The sequence below is a fragment of the Novosphingobium sp. DS6-6 genome (assembly GCF_057784975.1).
Map to the genome: position 1 here is coordinate 272,052 of NZ_JBYNTS010000002.1, position 19,084 is coordinate 291,135.

17 protein-coding genes are annotated in these 19,084 nt (G+C 67.6%); 6 read left to right on the forward strand and 11 right to left on the reverse strand.

The window, feature by feature from the left end; translation table 11 throughout:
* Window position 1: 1 nt before the first annotated feature.
* Window positions 2–1,507, reverse strand: coding sequence for a glycerol kinase GlpK (gene glpK, locus AC3EDY_RS03545; protein WP_488571085.1), 1,506 nt, complete (start codon window positions 1,505–1,507; stop codon window positions 2–4).
* Window positions 1,508–1,591: 84 nt separating this feature from the next.
* Here glpK and AC3EDY_RS03550 point away from each other — a divergent pair, with 84 nt between their 5' ends.
* Together AC3EDY_RS03550 and AC3EDY_RS03555 are read left to right on the forward strand one after the other, a co-directional pair.
* Window positions 1,592–3,097: a glycerol-3-phosphate dehydrogenase gene (locus tag AC3EDY_RS03550; protein WP_488571086.1), complete on the forward strand. Its 1,506-nt coding sequence runs from the start codon at window positions 1,592–1,594 to the stop codon at window positions 3,095–3,097.
* Between the two features lie 59 nt (window positions 3,098–3,156).
* Entirely contained in the window at window positions 3,157–3,606 is a 450-nt protein-coding gene (locus tag AC3EDY_RS03555) for a DUF3429 family protein (protein WP_488571087.1), read from the forward strand.
* Window positions 3,607–3,622: 16 nt separating this feature from the next.
* Here AC3EDY_RS03555 and AC3EDY_RS03560 read toward each other — a convergent pair whose 3' ends face one another.
* Window positions 3,623–5,587 carry a CocE/NonD family hydrolase gene (locus AC3EDY_RS03560; RefSeq protein ID WP_488571088.1) on the reverse strand — a complete coding sequence of 655 codons (1,965 nt, stop codon included), beginning with the start codon at window positions 5,585–5,587 and terminating at the stop codon, window positions 3,623–3,625.
* Between the two features lie 276 nt (window positions 5,588–5,863).
* On the opposite strand from AC3EDY_RS03560, the gene AC3EDY_RS03565 reads away from it, so the two are divergent.
* From AC3EDY_RS03565 to AC3EDY_RS03575, 3 genes are all read left to right on the forward strand, one after another.
* The gene (locus AC3EDY_RS03565; RefSeq protein ID WP_488571089.1) at window positions 5,864–6,916 is read left to right on the forward strand and encodes a DUF475 domain-containing protein; all 1,053 of its coding nucleotides are present in this window, start codon (window positions 5,864–5,866) and stop codon (window positions 6,914–6,916) included.
* 19 nt (window positions 6,917–6,935) lie between these two features.
* Entirely contained in the window at window positions 6,936–8,456 is a 1,521-nt protein-coding gene (locus tag AC3EDY_RS03570; RefSeq protein WP_488571090.1) for a malonate--CoA ligase, read from the forward strand.
* Between the two features lie 101 nt (window positions 8,457–8,557).
* Window positions 8,558–9,403, forward strand: a complete 846-nt coding sequence (locus tag AC3EDY_RS03575) for a hypothetical protein (RefSeq protein WP_488571091.1) — start codon at window positions 8,558–8,560, stop codon at window positions 9,401–9,403.
* A 14-nt stretch (window positions 9,404–9,417) separates the two neighbouring features.
* On the opposite strand, the gene AC3EDY_RS03580 is transcribed toward AC3EDY_RS03575, so the two are convergent.
* The 8 genes from AC3EDY_RS03580 to AC3EDY_RS03615 all read right to left on the reverse strand — a co-directional run bounded on the left by AC3EDY_RS03580 (window position 9,418) and on the right by AC3EDY_RS03615 (window position 16,457).
* Complete coding sequence (locus AC3EDY_RS03580) at window positions 9,418–9,951, reverse strand: RES family NAD+ phosphorylase (protein ID WP_488571092.1); 534 nt, start codon at window positions 9,949–9,951, stop codon at window positions 9,418–9,420.
* Window positions 9,948–10,310 (reverse strand): antitoxin Xre/MbcA/ParS toxin-binding domain-containing protein, encoded by a 363-nt coding sequence (locus AC3EDY_RS03585; RefSeq protein WP_488571093.1) that lies wholly within the window; start codon window positions 10,308–10,310, stop codon window positions 9,948–9,950. The genes AC3EDY_RS03580 and AC3EDY_RS03585 overlap by 4 nt, the downstream gene beginning before the upstream one ends.
* Before the next feature lie 114 nt (window positions 10,311–10,424).
* Window positions 10,425–11,006 carry a nicotinamide riboside transporter PnuC gene (gene pnuC, locus AC3EDY_RS03590; protein WP_488571094.1) on the reverse strand — a complete coding sequence of 194 codons (582 nt, stop codon included), beginning with the start codon at window positions 11,004–11,006 and terminating at the stop codon, window positions 10,425–10,427.
* Window positions 11,003–12,160, reverse strand: a complete 1,158-nt coding sequence (locus AC3EDY_RS03595) for a phosphotransferase enzyme family protein (RefSeq protein WP_488571218.1) — start codon at window positions 12,158–12,160, stop codon at window positions 11,003–11,005. Before AC3EDY_RS03595 ends, pnuC begins: the two co-directional genes overlap by 4 nt.
* A gap of 42 nt (window positions 12,161–12,202) precedes the next feature.
* Window positions 12,203–14,551: a TonB-dependent receptor gene (locus tag AC3EDY_RS03600; RefSeq protein WP_488571095.1), complete on the reverse strand. Its 2,349-nt coding sequence runs from the start codon at window positions 14,549–14,551 to the stop codon at window positions 12,203–12,205.
* Window positions 14,552–14,635: 84 nt separating this feature from the next.
* Window positions 14,636–15,670, reverse strand: a complete 1,035-nt coding sequence (gene arsB / locus AC3EDY_RS03605; RefSeq protein ID WP_488571096.1) for an ACR3 family arsenite efflux transporter — start codon at window positions 15,668–15,670, stop codon at window positions 14,636–14,638.
* A gap of 2 nt (window positions 15,671–15,672) precedes the next feature.
* Window positions 15,673–16,101, reverse strand: coding sequence for an arsenate reductase (glutaredoxin) (gene arsC / locus AC3EDY_RS03610; RefSeq protein WP_488571097.1), 429 nt, complete (start codon window positions 16,099–16,101; stop codon window positions 15,673–15,675).
* An 11-nt stretch (window positions 16,102–16,112) separates the two neighbouring features.
* Window positions 16,113–16,457: an ArsR/SmtB family transcription factor gene (locus AC3EDY_RS03615; protein WP_488571098.1), complete on the reverse strand. Its 345-nt coding sequence runs from the start codon at window positions 16,455–16,457 to the stop codon at window positions 16,113–16,115.
* Window positions 16,458–16,584: 127 nt separating this feature from the next.
* Here AC3EDY_RS03615 and nfsB point away from each other — a divergent pair, with 127 nt between their 5' ends.
* Window positions 16,585–17,268 (forward strand): oxygen-insensitive NAD(P)H nitroreductase, encoded by a 684-nt coding sequence (nfsB, locus tag AC3EDY_RS03620; protein WP_488571099.1) that lies wholly within the window; start codon window positions 16,585–16,587, stop codon window positions 17,266–17,268.
* Between the two features lie 41 nt (window positions 17,269–17,309).
* Here the strand turns inward: nfsB and AC3EDY_RS03625 are convergent, their stop codons facing one another.
* Complete coding sequence (locus tag AC3EDY_RS03625; protein WP_488571100.1) at window positions 17,310–19,058, reverse strand: methyl-accepting chemotaxis protein; 1,749 nt, start codon at window positions 19,056–19,058, stop codon at window positions 17,310–17,312.
* Window positions 19,059–19,084: the final 26 nt, after the last annotated feature.

A 19,084-nucleotide genomic window follows, 5' to 3' on the forward strand; every position in this document is an offset into this window, starting at 1 on the left:
TTCACGCCGGCGCCGCCGGACGCGACAAGGTGCGCGCCACCGCATCGCCCCACCCCGCGACCAGGCGCGCCCGCCGCGCGGCATCCATCGCCGGCACGAAGCGGCGGCTGCACGCCCACTGCCCGGCCAGTTCTGCCTGGCCCGACCAGAAACCGGTGGCGAGCCCGGCCAGGAACGCCGCGCCCAGCGCCGTGGTTTCCAGATGCCCGGGCCGTTCCACCGGCGTATCCAAGAGGTCTGCCAGAAACTGGCACAGCCAGTCGTTGGCGGCCATCCCCCCGTCGACGCGCAGCGCCGCGGGATAGCGCGCGCCATCGGCCGCCATGGTGCGCGCCAGGTCCAGGGTCTGATAGCCCACGGCCTCCAGCGCGGCGCGGGCGAGATGCGCCTGGGTGCTGCCCAGCGTCAGGCCGAAAATCGCACCGCGCGCGTCGGCATCCCAATAGGGCGCGCCCAGCCCGGCGAAAGCGGGCACCATGTAGACGCCGTGGCTATCGGGCACCCGGGTTGCCATGTCATCGGTATCGCGGGCGTGGGTGATCACCCCGATGCCGTCGCGCAGCCATTTCACCGCCGCCCCCGCCACGAAGATCGAACCTTCCAGCGCATAGGTCATCCGCCCGGCGATGCGGCAGGCCGGCGTGGTCAGCAGCCCGCTGTGCGAAGGGAACGCCGTTTCTCCGGTGTTCAGCAGCATGAAGCAGCCCGTGCCGTAAGTGGACTTGGCCTGGCCCGCTTCGAAACAGGCCTGGCCGAACAGCGCCGCCTGCTGATCGCCGGCCATGCCGGCAATGGGGATCGGCGCGTCGAACAGGCCCGGCGCGGTGACGCCAAAGGCATGGGCATTGTCGTGCACCTGCGGCAGGAGCGCCATCGGCACGCGCAGCAGACGGCACAGGTCCTCGTCCCAGCATTGGCGGTGAATGTCGAACAGCATGGTGCGCGCCGCATTGGTCACATCGGTCGCGTGGACCTGCCCCCCGGTCAGCCGCCACAGCAGGAAGCAGTCGATCGTGCCGAAAGCCAGTTCGCCCCGCTCGGCCCGCATGCGCGCGCCGGGCACGTGATCGAGCATCCAGGCGATCTTGGTGCCGGAAAAATAGGGATCGAGCACCAGGCCGGTGCGTGCCCTTACCATGCTTTCCGCCCCGTCATGCCGCAGCGCCTGGCAGGCATCGGCCGTGCGCCGGTCCTGCCACACGATCGCGCGGTGGATCGGCTCCCCGCTGGCGCGGTCCCAGACGAGGGCGGTTTCGCGCTGGTTGGTAACGCCGATGGCCGCGATCGCCGCGGCGGGAACACCGGCCTTGGCCAGTGCTTCCCGCGCGGTGGCCAGGCAATCGCGCCAGATGTCTTCGGGATCGTGTTCCACCCACCCGGGCGCGGGATAATGCTGCGCGAATTCGCGCTGGGCTGTCGCCACGGCGCGGGCCTGACGATCGAACACGATGGCGCGGGTGGATGTCGTGCCCTGGTCGATCGCCAGAACGTGGGTTGCCTGCGTCATGATCCTCCTTGCGCCCCTGCGCCTTCTTCCCATAGGCCAGGCCATGCCTTTGTCCGGCAAGGACAGACACAGCAGGACCGACAGATGACTATCCCGCACGAAACCGATGTGCACGATCTTCTTGTTGTGGGCGGCGGCATCAATGGCGCAGGGATTGCGCGCGATGCGGCCGGGCGCGGTCTTTCCGTGCTGCTGGTGGAACAGGAAGACCTCGCCAGCCACACCTCGTCGGCCAGCACCAAGCTGATTCACGGCGGGTTGCGCTATCTGGAATATGGCGAATTCCGCCTGGTGCGCGAGGCGCTGATCGAGCGCGAGCGGCTGTGGGGCATGGCGCCGCACATCATCTGGCCGTTGCGCTTCGTGCTGCCGCAGCTGCATTCGCCGCGGCCGGCCTGGATGGTGCGGCTGGGGCTGTTTCTCTACGATCATATCAGCGGCCGCAAGGCGCTGCCCGCCACGCAGACCGTCGACCTTGCGGCCTCTCCGCTGGGTGAGGGGGTGAAGCCCGGTGCGCGCAAGGCGTTCGTCTATTCCGATTGCTGGGTGGAAGACAGCCGCCTGGTGGTGCTCAACGCCATGGATGCGGCCGCGCGGGGCGCGCGGATCGCCACCCGCACGCGGCTGGTCTCCGCCCGGCGCGAGGGTGGCCGATGGATCGCCACGCTGGCCATGGGCGGAGCGCAGCAGACGGTGCGCGCACGCGCGCTGGTCAATGCTGCCGGCCCCTGGGTCGAAGACGTGCTTCAGCGTAGCGCGGGCGCCCGCCAGGATCGCGGCGTGCGCCTGATCAAGGGCAGCCATATCGTGGTGCCCCGGCTCTATCCGGGCGATCACGCGTTCCTGTTGCAAAACCCCGATCGCCGTGTGGTTTTCGCCATCCCTTACGAGCACGGCTACACGCTGGTGGGCACTACCGACGAGCCGTGGACCGGGCCGCCCGGCCCGGCGCGCATCGCCCCCCACGAAACCGCCTATCTGTGCGAAACCGTCTCGGCCTATTTCCGGCAGGCGGTTACGCCCGATGACGTGGTGTGGAGCTATGCCGGCATCCGCCCGCTCTATGACGATCACGCCGCAAACGCCTCGGCCGTGACGCGCGACTATGTGCTCGATCTCGACAGTGCCGATGGCGCCGCCCCGCTGCTCAGCGTGTTCGGCGGCAAGATTACCACGTTCCGCAAGCTGGCTGAGCACGCCATGGGGCAACTGGCTCCGTTCTTTTCCCGGGCCGGCCCGGCCTGGACCGCCGGCGCGACGCTGCCCGGCGGCGACATTCCCGGCGCGGATTTCGCGGCGTTCCAGGCCGATCTGCGCCGCGCCTATCCCGCGTTGCCGGTGCCGCTGTTGCACCGCCTGGCCCGCGCCTATGGCACGCGCGCCCGGCTGATCCTGGGCACGGCGCGCAGCGTGGCCGATCTGGGCGAGGATTTTGGCGGCGGCTTTCATGCGGCCGAACTTGCCTATCTGGTCGACAGCGAATGGGCGCAGAGCGCGCAGGACGTGCTGTGGCGGCGCAGCAAGCTGGGCCTGCACCTGCCGCCGCAGGCCGCGGCCGCGATCGATGCCTGGATTGCCCGAAAGCCGTGAACGGCGGAGGACCTAAAAGACAGCTTGCCGCGGCCATCGCCAGGCCGGATTGCGGCACGATGACGCTCGCCGCCCTGCCCCGCCCGCTCGTTCTCCTCGGCCTGGCCGGCATTCTGCCGCAGGCGCTGTGCTTCGCCATGGTGCTGCAGGATGGCCCTTCCCGCTGGCTCGGGTTGGCGGCCGCGTGCTGCTATGCCGCGCTGATCCTCTCGTTCCTGGGCGGATTGTGGTGGATGGCGGGGCTGCTGGGCGGGGTCAGGGCCAGGTGGTTCCATGCCCTGGCCGTCCTGCCCAGCCTGATCGCCTGGGCTGCCCTGCTGCCCTGGTGCGTGGGCGCGCCATGGCCAGGACCCTCGCTTCTCGTGCTGGGCACGCTTATCCTTGCCAGCCCCCTTGCCGATCGCGCCCTGGCGCGCCGCATGGCTTTGCCCCCTGGCTGGCTGCGCCTGCGCGCGATCATGGCAACGGGCCTGGGCACGCTGACGATCGCGGTGGGGTTGGCGGCGTAACGTTGCCGGCTGCCGCCTACTCCGCCACCACCGGCAGCACTACGGCACTCGCCTTGTCGCCGCCGAACCACACGCTTTGCGTTGCCTTGCGGTAATCGCCGGGCTTGGCGAACATGATATTGGGCACATAGGTCTGCGGGTTGCGGTCATAGAGCGGGAAAAGGGTGGATTGCACCTGCACTTTCAGCTTGTGACCCGGCAGGAACACGTGGTTCACGTTGGGCAGGGCCCAGTGATAGTGCACCACCTGCCCGGGCTTGAGCGCGGCGGGCTGGGCAAAGCTCCCGGCATAGCGGCCGCGGAAGATTTCGATCCCGATCGGCAGCTCATAGCCGGCCATCGACGGGCGCCCGCCCTGTTCGGGGGCTTCGGGCACGTCGTTGGGATAGACGTCGATCAGCTTGACCACCCAGTCGCTGTCGGTCCCGGTCGTGGCGGCATAGAGATCCACCTCGGGCGCGCCCATGATGTGCACCGGCTTGTCGAGCGCGGCGGTCTGCCATTCGGCCACGTCGGGCCGCCCGGAAACGAAGCGCTGGTCCTGCACCAGCCAGGCCTTCCACTGCGTGGGATCGTCCATGTCGATCGGGCGCGGGATGAACGGCACGGGGCGGGCGGGATCGCTGACATAGTCATCGTGCCCGGCGATGGCCGGCCGTTCGAACCCGGCCGAACCGTTGGCGCCAAGATAGAGCGGGGTGGGAGCGCCCATCGGCCAGCGCGGGCTTTCCTGCCACTGGTTGATGCCCGTGGCATAGGTCAGCACCGGCGGCGTGCGCGGATCGGGCGTATCCTTCAGCCAGTGATCGAGGAACGGCTTGAGATAGCGAACGCGCCATTGCTGCGCGGTATCTCCCGTGAATTCGAGCGCGCCCAGGTTCCACCCGCCATGGTTGGCGCCCGAATGGCGCCACGGGCCGATCACCAAGGTGACCATGTCGTTGGCCTTGTCCTTGGGTTCCAGCGCGCGATAGGCGGCCGGCGCGCCATAGCTGTCTTCCTGGTCCCACTGCCCCACTTCGAGCATGGTGGGCACGGTCAGCGGCCGCGCGGCGAGCCACTTGTCGACGGCCTGCAGCGACCAGAAATCGGTATAGGCCGGATTTTCCAGCCATTTGCGCACTGTCGGCACCTGGGCAATGCCCAGCTTCGCGGCAAAATCGCCGACCGAGCCGGCGGCCAGCCAGCGGGTGTAATCGTCTTCCTTGCCCAGTGCGAATTCGCCGCCGCCCTGCGCCTTGTTATAGCCCTGGGACAGCGCGTAGCTGAGCGAATTGACGCGGAAGGCGCCGTTGTGGAACCAGTCGTCGCCCATCCAGCCATCGACCATCGGGCTTTCCGGCACGGCGGCCTTGAGCGCGGGATGCGGGTTGATTTCCGCCATCAGCGTGGTGAAGCCGAGGTAGGACGAGCCGATCACGCCCACCTTGCCGTTGCTTTCCGGCACGTTCTTCACCAGCCAGTCGATGGTGTCATAGGCATCGGTCGATTCATCGATGCCGGTATCGTTGAGCGGCCCGGCCAGCGGGCGGTTCATCACATAGGTCCCTTCCGACCGGTGCAGGCCGCGAATGTCCTGATAGACGCGGATATAGCCGTCCTGGGCAAATTCCGTGTCCATGGTTTCGAGAATGTCGACAAGGCGCTGGCTGGCCACGCGATGAGTGGCCCCCCAGGCATCGTACGGGGTGCGCGAAAGCAGGATCGGCCCGCCCCGCGTGCCCTTTTTCATGACGATCACGGTATAAAGCTTGGTCCCGTCGCGCATCGGGACCATCGCTTCGCGCCGGACGAAATCCGCCGATGGCAACACCTGATCGTACTGGGCGACGGCATCGGGCGTCATCGGCGTGACGCGCGCGCCCGCGGCAGGCGACTCCTGCGCCGGGGCCGGGGCCGCCAGGGCCAGCGAAAGCAGCGAGGCGGCCGCCAGAGCGAAAGAGGTGCACGCGAAAGAGGGGCACGCGAAAGAGGGGCGCATGGGAAACTCCAAAAGCTGTAACTTCAAAAGCTGTGAGGCACGCGCCCGCGGTTGCGCGTGAAGCTTCTCTAACGCGTCGCCCCGCAAAGACAAACGCGATTGCGCCGCGCCTCTTGCCGCTGCCTGTCCACGCCCTATTGGCGCGGCGGCGGCGATCCGGTAACGGCCGGTGACGGACGGTAATGGCAGGGCGCCGACACACCCGCCTCAGACCGGACAACCGCAGACAATTCCGGGCGGGATCGACGCATTCTGCCACGAGAGGGAGCCAAACCCATGCAAGCCTTTCGCGGCTCGATCGTCTTCACCGCGCTGTGCCTGTTGCTGGCCGGGATGCTCGGCTATGCCCAGACCGGTCTTGTCGCGTCGGCATTTTCGATGATGTTCCTTGCCGCCGTGCTGGGGGTGATGGAAACCTCGCTCAGTCTCGACAACGCGGTGGTCAACGCCTCCATTCTCAAGACCATGGACCCCAGGTGGCAGCGCCGCTTTCTGACGTGGGGCATTGTGATCGCCGTGTTCGGCATGCGCATCGTCTTTCCAATCCTGATCGTCGCGTTCGCGGCCCTGGTCTCGCCGTGGGAAGCCCTGCGCATCGCGCTGACCGATCACGCCCGTTACGAAGCGATCGTGACCGGCGCGCACATCGGCATTTCCGGCTTCGGCGGCGCGTTCCTGTTGCTGGTAGGATTCAGCTTCTTTTTCGACGATGACCGCGAACATCACTGGATCGGCCTGATCGAGCAACCCCTGGCAACTTTTGCCCGCGTGCCCGGCAGCGCCTATCTGGCGGCGGCGGCCTGCATCGCCGCGTTGTCGTTCTGGTTGCCGCCGGCCGGGCAGAAGACGTTCCTCACCGCTGGCTTTGCCGGGATGGCGACGTTCTTCGCGGTGCACCGGATCGGCGATCTCGTAGGAGGGGGGGGCAAGGACGCCACCGGGCAGGCGGCGCGCTCGGGCGCGGCCTCGTTTCTCTATCTCGAGTTCCTCGATGCCTCGTTCTCGTTCGATGGCGTGATCGGCGCCTTTGCCATCACCAACGATATCCTGCTGATCGCCCTGGGCCTGGGCATCGGCGCGATGTTCGTGCGTTCGATGACGGTGGCCCTGGTACGCGGCGGGCACCTGAACGAATATCGTTTCCTCGAACCGGGCGCGTTCTATGCGATCATCGCGCTGGCGGTGATCATGCTGATCAGCGTGCGCGTCGAAGTGCCCGAAGTGGTGACCGGCCTGATCGGCGCGGCGATCATTGCCGTATCGCTCCATGCCTCGATCCGCCACAGGAACCGCGCTTCCCGCCGACATCGCGACGATAACGAAAGCTGACCGGCCAGAAAGGCATGACATGCACCAGGATCTGTTCGCCACGTTCGAAAACCGCGCGACCGAAGCGCCCGAGGCGCCGTTCCTGATCCTGCCGGATGGGTCGGTGATCAGCTATGGCGCCGCGCTGGCGCAATGCCGGCGCATGGGCGGCCTGTTCCAGGCCGCCGGCGTAACGGCGGGAGACAGGCTGGCGGTTCAGGTGGAAAAGAGCGCCGATGCCCTGCTGACCTATCTTGCCGCACAATGCATCGGCGCGGTCTATCTGCCGCTCAACACGGCCTATACCGCGGCGGAAGTGCGGTTCTTCCTGGGCGATGCGCGGCCGGCGCTGTTCATCCACCGCCCGCAGGACGAAGCGGCCATGGCGGCGCTTTGCGCGGAAATCGGCGTGGCCGCGCGCTTCACGCTGGACGCCGACGGGCTGGGCTCGCTGGCGTCGGGGCTTGCCACCCAAGCCGGCGATGCCGTGTCCCGTTCGGTGCAAGGCGATGATCTGGCCGCCATTCTCTATACCTCGGGCACGACCGGCCGGTCGAAGGGGGCGATGCTTACCCGCGCCAATCTTGCCTCCAACGCCTTCACGCTCAGGGACTGCTGGCGGTTCGACGCGCACGACGTGCTGCTGCATGCCCTGCCGATCTTTCACACCCACGGCCTGTTCGTGGCCACCAACATCACCATCGCCGCGGGCAGTGCGATGATCCTGTGCCCGCGGTTCGATGTGGGCGAACTGATCCGCCTGATGCCCAGGGCCAGCGTGCTGATGGGAGTTCCCACGTTCTACACGCGCCTGCTGGCCGATCCTGCCTTCACCCGCGAACGGGCGGCGCACATGCGCCTGTTCGTCTCCGGCTCTGCCCCGCTTTCGGCCGAAACGCACAAGGCCTTCGCGGCGCGCACCGGCCATGCCATTCTGGAACGCTATGGCATGACCGAAACCAACATGAACACGTCGAACCCCTATGACGGGCGCCGCGTGCCGGGCAGCGTGGGGCTGCCGCTGCCGGGAGTGGAACTGCGCATCACCGATCCGCAAACCGGCGCTGTCCTGCCTCGGGGCCAGGTCGGCGGGATCGAGGTGCGCGGCCCCAACGTGTTCAAGGGGTACTGGCAGATGCCGGAAAAGACGGCCGAGGAATTGCGCGTCGACGGGTTCTTCATCACCGGCGACATGGGGGTGATCGATGAGGCCGGCTATGTCTCGATCGTCGGCCGCGCCAAGGATCTGATCATCTGCGGCGGCTTCAACGTCTATCCGGCCGAAGTGGAAACCCTGATCGACGCCATTCCCGGCGTGGCCGAAAGCGCCGTGATCGGCATTCCCCACCCGGACATGGGCGAAGGCGTGGTGGCCGTGATCCAGGCCCGCGACCCCGCGCTTGACGAGACGACCGTGCTTGCCGCTCTCGATAGCAAGCTCGCCCGCTTCAAGCAGCCGCGTCGCGTGATCTTCCTGCCCGAATTGCCGCGCAACACCATGGGCAAGATCCAGAAAAAAGCCCTGCGCGAGGCTTATGCGGATCTGTTCGCCGTGCGCTAGAAACTGCGCCGCGATCGTTGCGAAATATCGTGGCGGGCTGTCATCATCGGTTCACCCGCAGCGTCATAGCCCGGTGTCCGCACAACAAGTGGACGAAGCCGATGCTCCAGCGATTCTCCCGCGCCGTTCTCGTCACGACCGCAACGGCGGCGGCGATCCTGCCGGTCGTTGCCGGCAGCGCAGCGGCGCGGCAGGCCTATCCGGGCGAACCGCCGCTGCCACCGCCGGGGTATGATGCGCCACCCCCGCCACCGCCCGGCTTCGAAGCTCCCCCGCCGCCACGGCCGCGACAGCCCGTGCCACCGCCACCGCCACCTCCAGAATATGGCGGCAGCTTCGCAGCTTATGACCAGGGGCCGCCCCCCGGCTATGACGGCACCCGCCTGCCGCCACCGCCGCCCGGGTATCGGCCCGGCCCGGTCGATCCCGTACAGTTCGCGCGCGACGCGCGCTTTGCGGCCGAGGCCGAAGCCTGGGCGCGCGCCAATTGCACGCCGTCGCGCAGCAATGCCGGCGCCGGCGCGGTGATCGGCGGGCTGTTCGGCGCGGTGCTGGGCAATGGCCTGGCCGGCCGTGGCGATCGCGGTTTCGGAACGGTGGCAGGCGCCGCCGTGGGCGCCGTGGGCGGGGCGGCGATCGGTGGCCGAACCGGTGGCCGGACCAGCCCGGGATGCCCGCCGGGCCATGTCGTGCGCCCCGGCGCGGCGCCCTATGCCTATGACCAGGCATATTTCGCCGATTATTACTATGCCGCGCCGGAATGGTATCGGCCCTGGGTTTTCCAGGCCGGCCAGTGGCGTTATCGCCCCTATCCCTACCACGATTTCTATTATCGCGCCTATCGCCCCCATCATCCCCATGGCTGGGGTGCGCACCCCGATCAGGATGGCTACGAGGACGGCTATCAAGAGGGTTATCAGGACGGGGACCCCTATCGCGGATATTGATCCGCGCGGGGAGATCAGCGCCAGGAGCTGTCGTTGCGCGGCAGGCGCTGGAGATCGTCGACCACGCGGACGCGGTGCGGCGGGTCGGCGCTCCAGCGCCAGAACACCAGGTTGCGATCGTCGGCCCGCGCCCGGTGGGCAAAGCTGGGCACGATGATCCCGGCCGCGCCCCTGGCCGAAAGATCTGCGGCAAGATGCCAGGTGGGTGGGGCCTGCCCGCGATCGGCCAGGTCTTCCCAGGCGCAGGCCAGGTCTGCCGGGGCGATGCCCAGCGTGGCGCGCACCGCAGGATCGGTCAGATCGAGCAGATCGGCACAGTCCACGTCATAGGCGCACAGCGTCATCGGCTGCGCCTTGAAGGCAAAGCCCTGCTGGGCTTCGAGCCAGGCGGTTTCAGGGCGCAGCGCGGTATAGAGCGCGGCCATGCCCACGGGATTGAAGCGCCCGCCGTGCCGCGCCGCGCCTGCCCCTGAGACCGGATCGACCGCCCAGCGCGGATGGTGCGCGCGATAGACCGCGCCGGCGAACCGGCAAAACGGCAGGGTCAAGCAAAGCCGCCCTCGGCCATGCGACTGAGATAGCGCTTCACCGCTTCGCCCCGCCCGGCGTGCACCAGATCCTCGGCCGTCTGGTCCCCGAACGAAGGCAGGGGCTGCGAGCGATACCAGGCAAAGGCCGCCAGTTCCGAGCCCGCCCAGGGGATCACCCGGTTGACGATTTCCACCATGTCGCGCAGCCGTTTCTGCGTGGCGGGCGAGGCGACGCGGCTGGCCTTGGAAACGCTGTCGCGCGACAGGCCCAGCGCCTGGGCAAGTTCGGTCTTGGTAATGCGCAGGCGGCCGGAAATGACATCGGGGGAAACCGCCCCCCCTTGCCCCAGAACATCCGCCAGAAATGCCGTTGCCACCGTTGCCTCACCATATGCCGCGATATGGGGGCAATATATGCGGCAGATGGAAAATTGCAAGCAGCGGCCTTTGCGCGATGAAAACAGCGGTGGCGGCGTTCCGATCCCGCACGGTCAGGCCCGGGCCGCAACGGCACTGCCGCGTCGCCACGCGTGCCAGCCCAGCCCGGCCAGCGCCACCAGCACGGCATAGAGGCCGGCCGTGGGCCACAGCCCCTTGAACGCGAACATGCCGACATAGATGACGTCAACGGCGATCCACAAAAGCCAGTTTTCGGCGTGGCGCCGCGCCGCCCAGACCTGGGCCACCAGGCTGAAGCTGGACAGCGCCGCATCGATCCATGGCAGCGCGGCGTCGGTATAGTGGCTGGTGAACCAGCCGATCGTTCCGGCCCCCAGCGCTCCCGCGCCAAGGCCCGCCAGCATCGCCACCCGGCCCAGCGGCGCCACCGCCACGGCGCCGCTTTCCGGCACCCCGGCCCGCCGGCTGCGCGCCCAGGCCAGCCAGCCATAGACCATGGCCAGGCCAAACAGCGCCTGAAGCGCCATGTCGGCATAAAGCTTCACGTCCAGGAACAGCTTGAAATAGAGCGCGCAGGCCAGAATGTTGACCGGCCAGCAGGCCATCGCGCGTCGCGCGGTCAACCCTATGCCCAGCAGGCTCACGGCGACCGCAACCAGTTCCAGCGTGCTCATGCCTCGTCCGTTCCCGCGATCGCCGCCAGAAGGGCCTGCCCTTCGACCCCGGAAAACCACGCGGCATGGCCCAGCAGATAGCCGTTCCAGGCAAGCGCCGCATCGCCGGGGCGCTGCACCTGCCCGGTAAAGTAATCCACTTCGGCAAGGGCGAATTCCACATGCGCCAGGGGCATCAGTCGCGCCAGCAAGGCGTGGTCGGCCCCGCTCAGCGGCGCTTCGCGGGCATAGCCGGCCAGCAGCGCACGGGCATCCTCGATCCGGGCCAGGCCGGAACCGCCGCCGTCCGGTTCGAGGCCCGGTTCCCGGCCCGGTTTCAGGCCCGGTTTCAGGCCCAGTTCCAGCCAGCGCACCGCGCAGCGTTCCAGCGCAATGGCCAGATCGAGCAGGGCAAAGCCACGGTCCGCCAGCCCGAAATCGAGCACGGCGGCAACGCTTCCATCGGCCGCCCAGGTCAGGTTCGACGGGTGCCAGTCGTTGTGAGTCCACAGCCGGGGCCGCGTGCGCAGGGCCTGCGCCACCGCTGGCGCCCGATGGGCGGCAAGAACGCCGGCCAGTTCGGCCTGCCACGGCCTGCCGGCCACCCAGCGGGCCAGCGCCGGCCGTGCCGCGACATAGACCTGCGCGGCCTGCCCGGGATCGGCAGCGCCCAGGATCTTGGCGCTGCTCACCAAGGGTTCGGCCGGCCGCGCCGGCGCGCGGTAATCGCCGCTGGCGCGGTGCAGCCGGGCAAGCGCCTGGCCGGCCGCATGGGCATGCGCAGGCTGCAGGAACGGCGTCCAGGACGGGCGATCACGATAGAGATCCACCCCCGGAGCCAGCGGGTGGGCTTCCCATACCCATTCCCCGATGGCGAAAGCGGTTTGCCCGTCGGCATCGGCCAGCGGCGCGACGGCCGGCTGCCCGCGCCCGGCCAGGTGACGGATGAACGCATGTTCGGCACCAAGCCCCTCGATGCTGCGCATCGCGTGATGATGGCGCTTGAGAAACAGCGTGCCGCTTTCCGTCTCGACCAGCGCGGCGGCGGAAAACGGGCGGGGCGAATGCCAGGCCACGCGCCGCAGCGGCCCGGCCTGCGGCAGGCGGGCAAGCACCCCGGCCGCCTGCCGCGGGGTGATCGGCGGCCAGGCCGGCGCTTCGAGCGCGAGGCCCATGCCGTGGACGCGGTGGCCGCTTCCGCTCAAAACCGGTTCCGTTCAGAACTGGCGGGCCAGCGTGACCATGAAGGCCCGCCCGGCACCGATGTAGTAACCCGGCGCTTCGCCGGCAATCGGCGTGCCGCCGGTGCCCATAGTATCGCGGGCGGCGAGAGTTGCCGATTCCACGCCCGAAAGCACGTGAGGATCGGTCACGTTGATGGCATTGAGGCGCAGGTCGGTGCGCTTGCCGTCCAGCCAGCCGCCCAGGTGCATCCCGATCGACACGTCCAGCGTGGCATAGCCGGGGATGCTCTCGTCGTTCATGAACGTGGCATACTGCCGCCCCAGATACTTGAGCGCGAAGCTGCCGAACAGGCGGGTGTCGTCATATGTGCCGCCCAGGGCAAATTGCCAGGCGGGGCTCGATACCGCGACTTTGCCCGCAGTGGGCAGGTAATCGGCGCCGACGGGCAGGTTGTCCCTGATCCGCGCGCGCAGCCACTCGCCCGAGGCATAGAGGCTCATCCCCGCCAGGGGGCGCCAGTCTATCTCGCCGTCGACGCCCCAGGTCACCTGGCGGCCGGCATTGATCGTGGTGTTGACCAGCGCCCCGTTCACTTGCGCCGTCGTTGCCACCAGCCGGTTGCGAAACGCATAGTGAAAGCCCGTGGCGGAAACCGAAAGATCGCGGCCCTGCCAGCGCCAGCCCAGTTCATAGGCCAGCGAATACTCGTTCTTCAGGGCGGTCGTGCCGGCCGACGACACCCCGCCATAGCCGTCATACGTATCGTATAACGCATATTCATTGGGCGCGCGGAAATTGGTAGTGACATTGGCGAACAACTGCTGCCGATCGCTCATCTGCATATGAACGGCCGCGCGCGGCAGGGCGGCAAAGCTGCCGGATCGCACGATGCCCTGCCGCCCCGGCAGGTAATTGCGCCCGGCATGGCGCAGATCGACGCCCTTGAAGCCCAGGTCCAGCCGCACGCGCGGCGACAGGGCGATGCTGTCGGCCAGGAAAAACGCCTTGGCGACGGTGATGGTCTTGGTGTTCATCACTGCATAGAGCCGCCCGTCGGCCGTGCGCACGGCATGTTCGTCACGGCCCCAGCCGTCGACCGGATCGCCGTCTGCGCCAAGCGGGGTAAAGCTCTGGACCACGCGGTCGCTGCCGTAATCGAACCACAATCCGGCGGTCAGCCGGTGCGCCCCGCGCGCCAGCGTCAGCCGGGCGACCTGCCCGGCGCGCAACTGCTCGCCTAGGAAATTGCCCAGGACATTGACGGTGCCGGTATCGGCACCGGGCAATTGCAGCGGGGCATCGAGCGCCTGCGTGCCAAGATAGGTACCCGGGTAATAGCCATCGGCCCCGATCGAAGCGCCATAAGGGGCATTGCCATAGCCGAACTGCAGATAGCCGCTGGTATCGAGCGTGAGCCCCGTGCCAAGGACCAGATGCACCGGCGCGGCGAAATAGAGGTTGCGGAACGGCTGGCGATAGAGCTTCCAGTAATCGAGGTCTCCCTGGCCATAGCGGGCCGAAAGACTGTAGGCGCGCCCCTGCGCCCGCCATTCCTCCAGCGTCGGGCTGGGATAGGTGGTGTTGCCGGCATCGTTGTACGAAACGGCCAGGCTGGCGGTGTTGCCGTTGCCCCATTCCCGGGCGATCTTGGCGTCGACATGCTGGCGCTTGTCCACGCCGGGGCCGCGCCAGTTTTCGGCCCGATTGTTGGAATAGGAGACGAAGGCACGCAGGCCGCTCTGCGCGATGGCCCCCGTGTCCACCCGCACGAAGATGCGGCGCTGGTTGAACGACCCCAGCGACGCAGCGGCGAGCACGCCGAAAGTGCGGTGCGGGGTATTGAGGCTGAGGGCCAGAAGGCCGCCCACGGCATTGACCACCGGGGCGGCAATGTCTGCCGAACCCTGGCTCAGTTCCACCCGCGCGACGTTCTCGGCATCGGCAAACTGCGCCGGATAGGCATAGTAATAGCCGATGTCGTTCTGCGGCGCGCCTTCCATCGTCACGCCAATGGCATCCTGCCCCAGCCCGCGCAGAGTCAGGCTTGACGATGTCGAAAGGCCGAAGGGATCGGTGCTGGCCACGTTGGCGCCGGGCAGGATATTGACCAGCTGAAACGCGTTGGCCGTGGCCGCCTGCTTCTGAATGAAAGCCGCGCCAACTGCGCTGAGGGCCTTGGGCGCATCGGTATCGGGCAGCAGTCCTTCGGGATCGGGATGACCGATGACGCGGATCGGGCGATTGGCGCCGGTTTCCTCGCTCTCGCCACCGGGGCCATCGGCAGCGGCCGCGCGGGCCGCGCCGGCGACAAGGGCCATGGCCATCGCGGGAACGATGGCGGCCGAAATGATCCGGGCCGTTCTGGGCCTGCTGCCGTTCATCGCCGTTACGCTTTCTTCCGCTGCAAAGCGTGGGCGCCTACACCCATATGCCCGGCAAGGCAAAGCGCGCCGGTTTCCCGGCGATCAGGCGGGTGCGCCGCCGCGTTCGTACCAGCCGCGCGTGGCTTTCACGATCGACACGATCGACAGCATCACCGGCACTTCCACCAGAACCCCCACCACCGTGGCCAGCGCCGCGCCCGATTGCAGGCCGAACAGCGAAATCGCCGCGGCGACGGCCAGTTCGAAAAAGTTCGACGCGCCGATCAGCGCGGCGGGAGCGGCCACGCACCAGGCGACGCCCAGCCGGCGCGAAAGCCAATAGGCCAGGGCCGCATTGGCATAGACCTGGATCAGGATCGGCACGGCCAGCAGCGCGATGACCAGCGGCTGCGCCACGATGGCCTTGCCCTGAAAGCCGAACAGCAAGACCAGCGTGGCCAGCAGCGCTGCGAGCGAAACCGGCGCCAGCCGCGCCAGAAGCCGATCGAGCCCGGCCTGGCCACCGCGCCCCAGCACGGCGCGTCGCAGTGCCTGGGCCACCATCACCGGCACCACGATGTAAAGCACGACCGAAAGCAGCAGCGTGGCCCACGGCACCTGCACCGCCGCCACCCCCAGCAGCAGGCCCACCAGCGGGGCGAACAGGAACACCATGATCACATCGTTGAGCGCCACTTGCGAAAGAGTGTAGGTCGGCTCCCCATCGCAAAGGTTGGACCAGACGAAGACCATCGCCGTGCAGGGCGCCGCTGCCAGCAGGACAAGCCCGGCGATGTAGGAAGGCCCCTGCCCGGCCGGCAGCAGCGGCGCGAACAGCCAGCCGATGAACAGCGTGCCCAGCAGCGCCATCGAGAATGGCTTGACCACCCAGTTGATCAGCAGCGTAACGCCCACGCCTTTCCAGTGCTGGCGCACCGCACCCAGCGCGGTAAAATCGATCTTGAGCAGCATGGGCACGATCATCAGCCAGATCAGCCCCGCCACGACCAGATTGACCTGGGCCACCTGCGCCGCCGCGATTGCGCCGAACACCCCGGGCAGCGCCTGCCCCAGAACGACGCCGGCCACGATGCACAGCGCCACCCACAGTGAAAGATATCGCTCGAACCTGCCCATGATCAGACCAGCCGGCGCCCGGCGGCATCGACGACCGCCTGCCCGTCTTCCTTGGCAAAGGCACCCCGCTGTGCGGCGGGCAGCAGATCCAGCACGGCCTCGGACGGGCGGCACAGCTTCACGCCCAAGGGCGACACCACCAGCGGGCGGTTGATAAGAATGGGATGGGCGATCATCGCATCGATCAGGGCATCGTCGTCAAGTGCGGGATCGTCGAGCCCGAGTTCGGCATAAGGAGTGCCTTTCTCGCGCAGCAGCGCCCGCGGTGTGATCCCTGCCCGCGCGATCAGGTCCACCAGCAGCGCGCGGGCGGGCGGGGTCTTGAGATACTCGATCACGTGCGGCTCTATCCCCGCGTTGCGGATCATGGCCAGGGCATTGCGCGACGTGCCGCATGCCGGATTGTGATAGATGACGATGTCCACGCTCACGCGATGTCCTTTCAGCAGCAGGGAGAAAGCGCGGCGACGAGCGGCGCGCAAAGCGCGGGATCGCCTGCGCAGCAATCGGTGACGAGGAAGAGCATCAGCGCCCGCAGGCCGTCCAGATCGGCCCGATAGACGACGCTGCGTCCCTGGCGATCAGCCCGCACCAGCCCGGCGCGCGTCAGGATGCCCAGATGGGCCGACATGGTGTTTTGCGGCACGCCCAGCACCCGCGCGATTTCGCCGGCGGGCAATCCCCCGGGCTCGCGGCGCACCAGCAGCCGGAACACGTCAAGCCGCGTGCTCTGCGCCAGGGCACCCAATCCGGCAATGGCCGATGCGTTGGCCGATGCGTTTTCCATATATCCAGATTAATGGATATTTAGCGCCTTGCCAAGCCCTGACGTTTCCTGTCTGGCCCTCTGGATCGCAGGCCGGGCAATCCCCATAGACGGTATCGTTCGTCACCCGTCCGCATGGAGTGTTCCCGTGCTCACCAATCCTGTGCCCGATATCCTTGCCACCGCGCGCAAGCGCCACACTGCCAAGGCCTATGACCCGGCGCGCCGCATCAGCGACGCCGACATGGCGAAGCTGGAAAATCTGCTGCGCTTCAGCCCGTCGAGCACCAATCTGCAGCCCTGGCATTTCATCATCGCCGGCACGCCGGAAGGCAAGGAGCGGGTCGCCAGGGCTGCGCAGCAAGACCGCTTTGCCTATAATGCCAGGTCCATCCGCAATGCTTCTCACGTGATCGTCTTCGCGAGCCTTATCGAAGTGACGCCCGACTACATTGCCCGCATCACTGCGCAGGAAGAGGCCGACGGCCGCTATGCTGTCGATCCGGAGGGCATGAAAGCCCGGGGCAATGCCGGCCGCATCACCTTTTCGGGGCTGCACAAATACGAATTGCGCGATCAGCCGCACTGGCTGGACAAACAGGTCTACCTCAATCTCGGCCAGTTCCTGCTCGGCACGGCGGCGCTGGGCATCGACGCCACCCCGATGGAAGGGATCGATACCCAGGTACTCGATGCCGAATTCGGCCTGCGCCAAAAAGGCTACAACAGCCTGTTCGTGGTCGCGCTCGGCTATGCCGATGGCGAGGCCGATTACAACGGCCGCCTGCCCAAGTCGCGCCTGCCGCTCGAAACGATCGTCACCCGCGTCTGACCGCCAGGGGGCGATCGACGGGGGGCGATAAACGGGGCGCGTCAGGCCGCGTAGCGGTGGCCCGGCGCCTCGCGCGGTGGCGCGGCCGGCCCGCCATCGATGCGGAAGCTGGCAAACGACTGCGCCAGCATGTTGACTTCGCGCGCGAGCGATTCGGTAGCGGCAGTGGTCTGTTCCACCATGGCCGCGTTCTGCTGCGTAGTGCCGTCCATCGAGGCGATCGCGCTGTTGATCTGGCTCAATCCTTCGGATTGCTGGGTCGCGGTTTCCGAAATCGCCGAAATGACGCCACCCACACCGCTGACCTTGGCAATGATCCGCTGCAGCGATTCGCCGGTGTCATGCACCAGTTCCGAGCCGGACCGGACATGCTCGGTCACCGCGCCCACGCGGGTCTTGATTTCATGCGCGGCTTCGGCGCTACGCTGGGCCAGGGCGCGCACTTCCGAGGCCACCACGGCAAAGCCCTTGCCCGCCTCGCCAGCCCGGGCCGCTTCGACCCCGGCGTTGAGCGCCAGCAGGTTGGTCTGGAATGCGATGCCATCGATCAGGGTGATGATCTCGGCGATCTCGCGGCTGGCCTGGTCCACGTCGCTCATCGCGGCGATGGCGCGGCCGACCACGTCCCCGCCGCGCGCCGCCTCGCTGCGCGCTTCGGCCATGGCCTGGTTGGCGCTGCTCGTCAGGTCGGCATATTCCACCACCTTGCGGGTGATATCGGCCATGGCCGTGGCCGAAGCCTGGACGTTGGCCGCCTGGCGCTCGCTGCGGTTGGACAGGTCGATCGTCGCCTGCTTGATTTCGCCGGTGGTGCTGCTGATGCTGGCGATGCTGCCCTTGACCGTGCGCATGGCCGCCCCAAGCCGGGCCAGGGCCTGGTTGAAATGATCGGCAAGCTCTTGGAAATCGGCCGGCAGGCCATCCAGCCGCACGGTCAGATCGGCATCGGCTAGGGCATGCAGGCCCTTGGCCAGGCTGGCCATGGCGCGTTCGCGATCGTGCACTGCGGCCACGCGCATGCGCGCGGCATCGCGGAACACTTCCACCGCCCGGGCCATTTCGCCCAGTTCGTCGCGGCGATCGGCATCGGGAATGTCGATGTCGTTGTTGCCCGCCGCCAGTTCCTTCATCGTCTGCGTCAGGACGGTGATCGGCGCGGCAATCGACCGGCTGAGCAGGCGCGAGAGAAAGAACGGCAGGCCGATCAGCAGGACGCCGCCCAGTGCCAGCGTCGTCCAGGCGAGCGTGATGGCATTGCTCTGGCTTGCGGTATTGGCATCGATCGCCGCGCCTTGCAGGTCGCGCAGCTTGCGCAGCGGCAGCACGGCGTTGGTGACCAGCACCGCCTTGCCCGCCGCGCGCACGGCCGTCTGGGCTTCCATCTGGCGGCCGGCCTTGACCACCTCGACATATTTGTCGCCCCAGTCGCGCCGCCACGATAGCGTGGCCGCGCGCGACTGCAGCACCAGATCGCGCTGTTCCGGATCGGTCAAGGTCGTTTCAAGCTCGTGGCTGACCTTGTCGTAATCGTCGCGCCCTTCGTAATAGGATTTGAGATAGGACGGGTCGGCCGTCACCAGATAGCCGCGCAACTGGCTGTTCTGGCGCAACAGCGCGGTTTCGAGCGAGAGCGCCGCGGCATGGACACCGCGGCTGTAATCGCTGCGTTTGGCCGAGCCGCTGATCTGGGCGATGTTGAGACCGAAGATCAGGCTCATCAACGCCGCGGTCAGCGCCACGGCCATCAGAGCGAAGGCCAGCTTGCGGGGAATGGGCAGGTTGCGTTCCATGTACGATCTTTCCGGCTCGGCCGTGG

Coding starts and splice junctions, on each gene's coding strand:
- glpK (WP_488571085.1), bottom strand. CDS start 1,507: ATGACGCAGGCAACCCACGTTCTGGCGATCGACCAGGGCACGACATCC.
- AC3EDY_RS03550 (WP_488571086.1), top strand. CDS start 1,592: ATGACTATCCCGCACGAAACCGATGTGCACGATCTTCTTGTTGTGGGC.
- AC3EDY_RS03555 (WP_488571087.1), top strand. CDS start 3,157: ATGACGCTCGCCGCCCTGCCCCGCCCGCTCGTTCTCCTCGGCCTGGCC.
- AC3EDY_RS03560 (WP_488571088.1), bottom strand. CDS start 5,587: ATGCGCCCCTCTTTCGCGTGCCCCTCTTTCGCGTGCACCTCTTTCGCT.
- AC3EDY_RS03565 (WP_488571089.1), top strand. CDS start 5,864: ATGCAAGCCTTTCGCGGCTCGATCGTCTTCACCGCGCTGTGCCTGTTG.
- AC3EDY_RS03570 (WP_488571090.1), top strand. CDS start 6,936: ATGCACCAGGATCTGTTCGCCACGTTCGAAAACCGCGCGACCGAAGCG.
- AC3EDY_RS03575 (WP_488571091.1), top strand. CDS start 8,558: ATGCTCCAGCGATTCTCCCGCGCCGTTCTCGTCACGACCGCAACGGCG.
- pnuC (WP_488571094.1), bottom strand. CDS start 11,006: ATGAGCACGCTGGAACTGGTTGCGGTCGCCGTGAGCCTGCTGGGCATA.
- AC3EDY_RS03595 (WP_488571218.1), bottom strand. CDS start 12,160: ATGGGCCTCGCGCTCGAAGCGCCGGCCTGGCCGCCGATCACCCCGCGG.
- AC3EDY_RS03600 (WP_488571095.1), bottom strand. CDS start 14,551: ATGAACGGCAGCAGGCCCAGAACGGCCCGGATCATTTCGGCCGCCATC.
- arsB (WP_488571096.1), bottom strand. CDS start 15,670: ATGGGCAGGTTCGAGCGATATCTTTCACTGTGGGTGGCGCTGTGCATC.
- AC3EDY_RS03615 (WP_488571098.1), bottom strand. CDS start 16,457: ATGGAAAACGCATCGGCCAACGCATCGGCCATTGCCGGATTGGGTGCC.
- AC3EDY_RS03625 (WP_488571100.1), bottom strand. CDS start 19,058: ATGGAACGCAACCTGCCCATTCCCCGCAAGCTGGCCTTCGCTCTGATG.